Origin of the sequence: Ottowia sp. (assembly GCF_035444425.1) — a bacterium.
In the GTDB taxonomy this organism is placed as follows: Bacteria; Pseudomonadota; Gammaproteobacteria; order Burkholderiales; family Burkholderiaceae_C; genus Ottowia.
This window is the reverse complement of record NZ_DAOMOQ010000037.1, coordinates 18,272-27,226: the sequence shown is the minus strand read 5'-3', so window position 1 is coordinate 27,226 and position 8,955 is coordinate 18,272. Positions and strand designations below refer to the sequence as shown.

Genomic DNA, 8,955 nt, shown 5'->3' with positions numbered 1-8,955 from the left:
GTCGAAGGGCTTCGACAAGCTCAGCCCGAACGGGAATGGAGACTTCATGTTGCCGCCTCTATAAGCGGGCATCGGGAAAGTGGCAGCGCGCAGCCCTCACCCCAGCCCTCTCCCAGAGGGAGAGGGAGCCAGGCCGCCACAGAGCCAGATGGCCGCGGAGCAGGCCATGCCAGCAGCAGCCAGGCCCGGATCTACGCCGGGCATTGACTGCGCCCGCCCGTCAGGGGGGAAGGCGCGCCAGCGACTCACGTGGGTATTCAAGTCAACGCGCCGTGGCAGTGCTTGTACTTCTTGCCGCTGCCGCAGGGGCACGGCTCGTTGCGGCCGACGCGCGGCACCGCCGCCGCGCCGGCTGCCGCGCCGGCCATCGCGGCGCCGGCGCGCAGCTGGGCCTCGGGCACGACTTCGGCCTCGCCGGTTTCGGTCGGCGCCGAGTAGGTGATGTTGCTGACGCGCTCGCTGCGCTGCTCCATCTGGTCGGTCGCCTGCTCGGCCTCGTCGCCGGACTGGATGCGCACCGTCATCAGCGTGCGCGTGACCTCGTTCTTCACCACGTCGAGCAGCTGGCCGAACAGCTCGAAGGCCTCGCGCTTGTATTCCTGCTTGGGCTGCTTCTGCGCGTAGCCGCGCAGGTGGATGCCCTGGCGCAGGTAGTCGAGCGCCGACAGGTGCTCGCGCCAGTGGGTGTCGATGGCCTGCAGCAGCACCGCGCGCTCGAACGGGCGGAAGTTCTCGGCGCCCACCAGTTCCAGCTTGGCCGCGTAGGCCTGGTTGGCCGCGGCCATCACCTTCTCGACCACGTCCTCGTCGCCGATCGCCTCGGACGACTCGACTTCCTTTTGCAGCGGCAGATCGATCTGCCACTCCTCGGCCAGCACCTTTTCCAGCCCGGGGATGTCCCACTGCTCCTCGACCGACTCGGCCGGCACGTACTGGCGCACCAGGTCGGTGAAGCAGCTCTCGCGCAGGCCGGCGATCTGCGCCGTCAGGTCCTCGGCGTCGAGGATCTCGTTGCGCTGCTGGTAGATCACCTTGCGCTGGTCGTTGGAGACGTCGTCGTACTCGAGCAGCTGCTTGCGGATGTCGAAGTTGCGCGCCTCGACCTTGCGCTGCGCGCTCTCGATGCTGCGCGTGACGATGCCGGCCTCGATCGCCTCGCCCTCGGGCATCTTCAGCCGGTCCATGATGGCGCGCACGCGGTCGCCGGCGAAGATGCGCATCAGCGGGTCGTCCAGGCTCAGGTAGAAGCGCGACGAGCCGGGGTCGCCCTGGCGGCCCGAGCGGCCGCGCAGTTGGTTGTCGATGCGGCGGCTCTCGTGTCGTTCGGTGGCGATGATGCGCAGGCCGCCCAGCGCCTTGATCTGCTCGTGGTCTTTCTGCCAGTGCGCGCGCATGTCCTCGATGCGCGCCTGCTTGGCGGCTTCATCGATCGTCGCATCGGCCTCGAGCTCCTCGACCGCCTTCTCGACGTTGCCGCCGAGCACGATGTCGGTGCCGCGGCCGGCCATGTTGGTGGCGATGGTGATCATCTTCGGCCGCCCGGCCTGCGCCACGATGTCGGCTTCGCGCGCGTGCTGCTTGGCATTCAGCACCTGGTGCGGCAGCTTTTCCTTCTGCAGCAGATCCGAGATCAGCTCGGAGTTCTCGATCGACGAGGTGCCCACCAGCACCGGCTGGCCGCGCAGATGGCACTCGCGGATGTCGGCGATGGCGGCGTCGTACTTCTCCTTCGAGGTCTTGTAGACGCGGTCCAGCTGGTCGTCGCGCCTGCTCGGCTTGTTGGGCGGGATCACCACGGTTTCCAGGCCGTAGATCTCCTGGAATTCGTAGGCCTCGGTGTCGGCGGTGCCGGTCATGCCGGCCAGCTTCTTGTACAGGCGAAAGTAGTTCTGGAAGGTGATCGAGGCCAGCGTCTGGTTCTCGGCCTGGATCGGCACGCCTTCCTTGGCCTCCACCGCCTGGTGCAGGCCGTCGCTCCAGCGGCGGCCGCTCATCAGGCGGCCGGTGAACTCGTCGACGATGACGATCTCGGTGCCCTGTTCGCCCTGCTGCACCACGTAATGCTGGTCGCGGTGGAACAGGTGGTGCGCGCGCAGCGCCGCGTTCAGGTGGTGCATCAGCGAGATATTGCCGGCGTCGTACAGGCTGGTTCCCTCGGGAATCAGCCCCTGCTCGGCCAGGATGCGCTCGGCGTTCTCGTGCCCCTGCTCGGTCAGGTAGACCTGGTGCGTCTTCTCGTCGGCGGTGAAGTCCCCCGGCTTGGTCACGCCCAGGCCGGTGCGCGGGTCGGCCTCGCCCTCCTGCCGCGTCAGCATCGGCACCACCCGGTTGATGGCCAGATACAGCGCCGTGTGGTCCTCGGCCTGGCCGCTGATGATGAGCGGCGTGCGCGCCTCGTCGATCAGGATCGAATCGACCTCGTCGACGATGGCGTAGTTGAGCGGGCGCTGCACGCGGTCATGGGTCTCGTAGACCATGTTGTCGCGCAGGTAGTCGAAGCCGAACTCGTTGTTGGTGCCGTAGGTGATGTCGGCGTTGTAGGCGGCCTGCTTGGCTTCGCGCGACAGCTGCGGCAGGTTCACGCCCACCGTCAGGCCGAGGAAGTTGTACAGGCGCCCCATCCACTCGGCGTCGCGGTTGGCCAGGTAGTCGTTCACCGTCACCACGTGCACGCCCTTGCCGGCCAGCGCGTTCAGGTACACCGGCAGCGTCGCCGTCAGGGTCTTGCCCTCGCCGGTGCGCATCTCGGCGATCTTGCCCTCGTGCAGGGCGATGCCGCCGACCAGCTGGACGTCGAAGTGGCGCATCTTCATGACGCGCTTGGAGCCCTCGCGCACCACGGCAAAGGCCTCGGTGAGCAGCTTGTCCAGCGTCTCGCCGCCGGCGTGGCGGTCCCGGAACTCCTGCGTCTTGGCGCGCAATTCGTCGTCGCTCAGCTGCTCGAACTGCGACTCGAGCGCGGTGATGCGCGCCGCCTGCTTGCGGTATTGCTTGAGCAGACGGTCATTGCGACTGCCGAAGAGCTTGGTGAGAACATTTGTGGCCATGCATGCGCTGCCATCGCTGGCCTGCCGGCAAGCCGGTGCCAGTGATCGACAGTCCCTGAGTGTTCAATGTGGTGCGTAGCTGAAGGCAAGACGGCGAAACGCAAGTTGGTGCCGCGCCGCAGCCGCTGATCGCGAAGCAACTGGGCATTTTACCTTTCCATGGCGCGCCGTCCCGATAATGGGCGATGGCCCCGTTCTTCTCCCATCCGAATCCGTGAACACCCGCAAGCACGCCACCATGACGCTGCAGCAGGCCGTGGCCGGCGAGCCGACGCTGGCTCGGCTGAGTCGGATGGCGGCTGAATCGAAGGCACGCCTGGCCGTGGTCCGGCCGCTGCTGCCGCCCGGCCTGCAAGGCGCGGTGCGGCCGGGCATCGCCGACGCCGACAGCTGGTGCCTGCTGGTGCCGCACAACGCCGCCGCCGCCAAGCTGCGGCAACTGGCGCCGGCGCTGCTGGCGGCGCTGCGCACGCACGGCCACGCGGTCGAGACACTGCGCGTGAAGGTCGAACGGCCGGCGTCCTGAAGGCGTCCGAACCGGCCCGCACGGGCCCATTTTCCGCCCCATCAACCCCAAGGCCGACAGGCCCACGGGCACCGATGCGCGCACGCGGCGATAATTACAGGTTTCTCTTGCCCGATTCATGCTGCATTGCAGCAAAGACATTCCATGGCCGCCTTCGACGAAGAAAAAGTCCTGACCGTCCACCATTGGACCGATCGCCTGTTCAGCTTCACCACCACGCGCAGCCAGAGCCTGCGCTTCTCGAACGGCCACTTCACCATGATCGGCCTGCGGGTCAATGGCAAGCCGCTGCTGCGCGCCTACTCGATCGTCAGCCCGAACTACGAGGAAACGCTGGAGTTTCTCAGCATCAAGGTGCCCGACGGGCCGCTCACCAGCCAGCTGCAGCACATCCAGCCGGGCGACAGCGTGATCGTCGGCCACAAGCCGACCGGCACGCTGCTGATCGACTACCTGCTGCCCGGCAAGCGCCTGTACCTGTTCGGCACCGGCACCGGCCTGGCGCCGTTCATGAGCATCATCCGCGACCCCGAGACCTACGAGAAGTTCGAGCAGGTGATCCTGGTGCACGGCTGCCGGCTGGTGTCCGAGCTGGCCTACCGCGACTACATCACGCAAGAATTGCCGCGGCATGAGTACCTGGGCGAGCTGGTCACCGAGCAGCTGAAGTACTACCCCACCGTCACGCGCGAGCCGTTCAAGACCCAGGGCCGCATCCCCGACCTGATCGAGAGCGGCCAGATGGCGCGCGACCTCGGCCTGCCGCCGCTCAATCCGCAGATGGACCGCGTGATGCTGTGCGGCAGCCCCGAGATGCTGAAGTCGATCAAGGCGGTGCTGGAAGCGCGCGCGTTCAAGGAAGGCAACACCACCACGCCGGGCGACTTCGTGGTCGAGCGCGCGTTCGTCGAGCAGTAAGCGGCTTCAACAGGCGCCTGCGCGGCGGTCAGCGACCGGGCGCGCGCGCAACCGGGATCAGCCGCGCCAGTAGTTGTTGGCCGCCGCCACGGTCTGGAAATTGATGGCGACGACCTGCGACGCGGCGGTCAGACCGTCGGCCGAATGCGCATACTCGGGCCGCAGTTCCTTCAGCACCGCCGTGTCCGGCTGGGTGTACTTGACGCCGCGACGGCTCAGGGTGATCGCCAGCTCGAAGCCTTCCTGGGGCGTGGCGGTGATCAGCGAGGTCAGCCAGGTATCGGTGGTCATTGTCATCTCCTGTGATGTGAACTGGCAATCATTGCAACGATCCGAAATCATCAGGTCGTCCATGGTCAATGCGGGCGACCGCCCGCACCGACCGCATGCTCCGCACGCGCCGCACCGTGCTCAGGCGCGGCTGCGCTTGGCCAGCAGGCGCTCGAGCACCAGCGGCGCCACGTAGGGCGCGACATCGCCGCCGAGTTGCGAGATCTCGCGGATCAGCGTGCTGCTGATCGACTGCAGCGTGGCGGCCGGGGTCAGGAACACGGTTTCCACATCCGGCGCCAGGTTGCGGTTCATGCCGGCCAGCTGCGATTCGTAGTCGAAGTCGACCACCCCGCGCACACCGCGCACCATCGCCCTGCCGCCGCGCGCCACCACGAAGTCGCGCACCAGGCCTTCAAACGGTTCGACGCTCACATTATCATAGCGGCCAGCGGTGTCGCGCGCCAGCTCCAGCCGTTCGTCGAGCGTGAACAGGGTCTTCTTGTGGTGCGCCACCGCAACCGCGATGATGACCTGGTCGAACAGCCGCGACGAGCGGCGCACGATGTCCTCGTGGCCGAGCGTGATGGGGTCGAAGGTGCCGGGATACACGGCGATCACGCCACGGCTCATGCGCTGTCTCTCCTTGTCGAGCTTGGCGGGCATTATGCCGACGCGCCCGCTGGCGCCTTCGTCAGGCGTTGCGGCGCAGCAGTTGCGCCTGCACCGCGCCGGCCTTGAGCTGGCGGTGCGGTGCCAGCCCGAGCGCGGCCAGTTCGTCGGCATCGACCGCCGTCGGCGCTTCCAGGTAGACCCAGCCGCCCGCCCGCACCGCCCGCGCTGCCGCCGCCAGCGCCGGCGCGACCAGCTCGGCCGCCTCGAAGGGCGGATCGAGCAGCACCAGGTCGACGCTGCCCGGCGCCAGCGCACGCAGCGCCGCGACGCCGTCGCCACGCTGCACCTGCACGCTGCCCGCCTGCAGCCGGTGCTTGAGCGCGCGCAGGCCGGTGGCCAGGCCGGCATCCTGCTCGACCAGCAGCACGTCGGCAGCGCCGCGCGAAGCGGCTTCCAGCCCGAGCGCGCCGGTGCCGGCGAAGGCGTCGACACAGCGCCAGCCGCCCAGATCCTGGCCGAGCCAGTTGAACAGCGTTTCGCGCACGCGGTCGGGTGTCGGCCGCAGGCCCGGCCGATCAGCCACCGGCAGCCGCGTGCGCCGCCACTGGCCGCCGATGATGCGGACTTCTCCCGGCAGCGCGGCGGCGCGGCGACGGGAAGAGGCAGGCTGGGCGGACATGCGCCGATTGTCGCCGGCGCGCCGGGCCCGGCGCCGGGCGTCAGCGCCCGCCGACCACCACCGTGACCATCCGATCCGGCTGCAGCACGCGCTGGAACGCGGTGCGGATGTCGGCGGCGCTGACCTGGCGCACGCGTTCGGTCCAGTGCTCCAGGTAGTCCAGCGGCAGCTCGTTCCAGGCGATGTTGGTGACGTTGCCCAGCAGCTTGCGGTTGCTGTCCAGGCGCAGCGCAAAGCCGCCGATCAGGTTGTCCTTGGCGGCCTGCAGTTCCTCCTCGGTCGGGCCGTCGGCGACGAATTCGCGCACCACCTGCTGCGCCACCCGCACCGCCTCATCGGCCTGGTCCGGCCGCGTCTGCAGGCCGAGCGTGAAGGCGCCGGCGTGCAGGCCGGGCGCGAAATAGCTGTAGACGCTGTAGGACAGGCCGCGCTGCTCGCGCACCTGGTTGGTCAGGCGCGAGGTGAAACCGCCGCCGCCCAGGATGTGGTTGCCGACCAGCAGCGCGAAGAACTCGGGATCGCTGCGCTTGTAGCCCGGCTGCCCGATCAGCACGTGCGCCTGCGCCGATTCGAAGGCAATGCGCTCATCCACCGGCGCCGCCAGCGGCGCGATTTCGGCCACGGCCGGCAGCGGCGCGCAATCCGCGCCCGGCGGCAGGCGCGCCAGCAGCTCGGCGACGATCTGGTCGGCCTGTGCGCGCGTGACGGCGCCGACCAGGCTGACCTTGGCCCGGCAGGGCGCGATGGTGGCGGCGTAGCGCGAGCGCATGTCGGCGACCCCGATGCGCGCCAGCGACTCGGGCGTGGTCTCGAAGCCGTAGGGATGGGCGCCGTACACCGCCGACTCGAACGCCAGGCTGGCAACGGTGCCGGGCCGCGTGCGCGACTCCTTGATCGCCGCCGAGAGGCGCTCGCGCTCGCGCTCCCAGACGTCCTCGGGCCAGGACGGTTCGCCCAGCTGGCGCGCCGCCAGCCGCACCGACTGGCGCAGCAGTTCGGGATCGGTCAGCGTGCGCAGCGTGAAGCTCATGCGGTCGCTGTCGGCGCTGGCGCCGAAGGCCGAGCCCAGGTCGGCCCACGCTTCGCCGAGCTGGTTTTCGTCCAGCGCCGGTTCCGCGCCTCGCGCGGCCACGCCCTTGCCGGTCATCAGCGCGGTCACGCTGGCCAGGCCAGCCTGGCTTGCCGGGTCGCGCCGGCTGCCGGCGTCGAAGTCGAGCTGCACGTCGAGCATCGGGATTGACGGGCTTTCGACCAGATAGACCCTGGCGCCGCTGGGCTGGGTCCAGTGCTGGATCGGGATCGCGGCCAGCACCGGCAGCGACAGCGCGCCGGCCAGCACCACGGACAGGGTGACGGCGGCGCGTTGGAGGGTTCTGAGCACCATGCTTGGCCCTTCCTTCAATGGCGCACGCCGGCGGACGGCGCGCGTGGGCGGGCCTGGGGATCGCGCGGCTGCGGCAGCAAGGTGGCCACGGTGAGCTGGTCGTCGCCGAAGTACTTCTGCGCCACCGCCTGCACCTGCGCCGCGCTGACCTCGCGCAGGCGCGCGATCAGACGCTCGTCGCCGTCCAGCGGCAGGCCCTGGATCCACCAATGGCCGAGCTCCTGCGCCTGTCCCATGACGCTGTCGCGCTTGTAGACCTCGCCCGCCATCCACTGCGTCTTGACCCGCTGCAGCTCGCGCTCGTCGACACCCTCGCGCGCGATGCGCGCCACCTGCGCGCGCAGCGCGGCCTCGACCTCGGCGGCGCTCCTGCCTTCCGCCGGCACGCCGGTGAGCGAAAAGGTCTGCGGCCCGCGCCCCATCAGCCCGTTGCCGGCGTTGGCCGAGTCGGCCACGCGGTCCGGCCCCTGCGTCAGCGCGCGGTCCAGCCGCGCGCCGCTGTAGCCGTCGAGCACGGCGGCCAGCACCGTCAGCGCCAGCGCGTCGTCGTTGTCCGGCGAGGCTTCCAGGCTGCTCAGGCGCGGCACCTTGAAGGCCAGCGCGACCAGCGCCTGCTCGGCCGGCGCCTTGACCTCGATGCGGCGCAGGCCGAGCTGCCGGGGCTCGGGGCGTGGCTTGCGCTCCGGCAGCGCCTGCGCCGCAATGCCGCCGTAATGCCGGCGCGCCAGCGCCAGCACCTGCTGCGGATCGACATCGCCGACCACCACCACGGCGGCGTTGGCCGGCGTGTACCAGCGCTGGAAGAAGTGGCGCGCATCCTGCGCCGTCAGGGCGTCGAGGTCGCCCATCCAGCCGATCACCGGGCGCCGGTACGGGGAAGCGACGAAGGTGGTGGCGCGCAGCTGCTCGAACATCAGCGCGCGCGGGTTGTCCTCGGTGCGCAGCCGGCGTTCTTCCTTGACCACTTCCAGTTCCTTGGCGAATTCCTCGTCGCTCCAGCGGTTGTGGGCGAATCGGTTCGCTTCCAGCGCCATCACTTCACCCAGCTTGTCGGCCGGCACCTGCTGGAAATAGCCGGTGTAGTCCAGGCTGGTGAAGGCGTTCTCGCGCCCGCCCAGCGCCGCCACCCGGCGCGAGAACTCGCCCGGCGCCAGCTTGTCGGTGCCCTTGAACATCATGTGTTCCAGCACGTGGGCGACGCCGCTGACGCCGTCGACCTCGTCCATCGAGCCGACCCGCACCCACAACATGTGCACCGCCGTCGGCGCGCGGCGATCGGGCTTGACGATCACGGTGAGGCCGTTGTCCAGGGTGAACTGGCTGATCGGCGTACTCGCCGGCGCCTGGGCAGCGGTTGCGGTGCTCGCCTGCGGTTGCTGCGCACCGGCGCCGGGCACGAAGGCCGCCAGCGCCAGCCAGGCCGCACCGAGAATGCAAAGGGGTTTTCTTGAAAGCATGACCTGTGCTGAGTTGCAACGGCGGCGAATCGTTCCCGCCCATGCCCGCGAAGTGTGCA

General features: G+C 69.3%; 8 protein-coding genes. 2 read left to right on the top strand and 6 right to left on the bottom strand.

Translation table 11 applies throughout. The features are described from left to right. Positions 1 to 257: 257 nt before the first annotated feature. Complete coding sequence (secA, locus tag PK606_RS12950) at positions 258 to 3,047, bottom strand: preprotein translocase subunit SecA (protein WP_324564590.1); 2,790 nt, start codon at positions 3,045 to 3,047, stop codon at positions 258 to 260. A gap of 214 nt (positions 3,048 to 3,261) precedes the next feature. On the opposite strand from secA, the gene PK606_RS12945 reads away from it, so the two are divergent. Together PK606_RS12945 and PK606_RS12940 are read left to right on the top strand one after the other, a co-directional pair. Further along, entirely contained in the window at positions 3,262 to 3,573 is a 312-nt protein-coding gene (locus PK606_RS12945) for a hypothetical protein (RefSeq protein ID WP_324564588.1), read from the top strand. Positions 3,574 to 3,717: 144 nt separating this feature from the next. After that, positions 3,718 to 4,491, top strand: a complete 774-nt coding sequence (locus PK606_RS12940) for a ferredoxin--NADP reductase (RefSeq protein ID WP_324564587.1) — start codon at positions 3,718 to 3,720, stop codon at positions 4,489 to 4,491. A 57-nt stretch (positions 4,492 to 4,548) separates the two neighbouring features. Here the strand turns inward: PK606_RS12940 and PK606_RS12935 are convergent, their stop codons facing one another. The 5 genes from PK606_RS12935 to PK606_RS12915 form a co-directional block, all read right to left on the bottom strand. Then, positions 4,549 to 4,782 carry a hexameric tyrosine-coordinated heme protein gene (locus PK606_RS12935; RefSeq protein ID WP_324564586.1) on the bottom strand — a complete coding sequence of 78 codons (234 nt, stop codon included), beginning with the start codon at positions 4,780 to 4,782 and terminating at the stop codon, positions 4,549 to 4,551. 120 nt (positions 4,783 to 4,902) lie between these two features. After that, positions 4,903 to 5,394, bottom strand: a complete 492-nt coding sequence (coaD, locus tag PK606_RS12930) for a pantetheine-phosphate adenylyltransferase (protein WP_324564584.1) — start codon at positions 5,392 to 5,394, stop codon at positions 4,903 to 4,905. Positions 5,395 to 5,455: 61 nt separating this feature from the next. Beyond that, positions 5,456 to 6,055, bottom strand: a complete 600-nt coding sequence (gene rsmD / locus PK606_RS12925) for a 16S rRNA (guanine(966)-N(2))-methyltransferase RsmD (protein ID WP_324564583.1) — start codon at positions 6,053 to 6,055, stop codon at positions 5,456 to 5,458. A gap of 40 nt (positions 6,056 to 6,095) precedes the next feature. Then, on the bottom strand, positions 6,096 to 7,439 hold the full coding sequence (locus PK606_RS12920; protein ID WP_324564582.1) for a M16 family metallopeptidase: 1,344 nt from the start codon (positions 7,437 to 7,439) through the stop codon (positions 6,096 to 6,098). 14 nt (positions 7,440 to 7,453) lie between these two features. Then, complete coding sequence (locus PK606_RS12915) at positions 7,454 to 8,896, bottom strand: M16 family metallopeptidase (RefSeq protein WP_324564580.1); 1,443 nt, start codon at positions 8,894 to 8,896, stop codon at positions 7,454 to 7,456. Between the last annotated feature and the right edge of the window lie 59 nt (positions 8,897 to 8,955).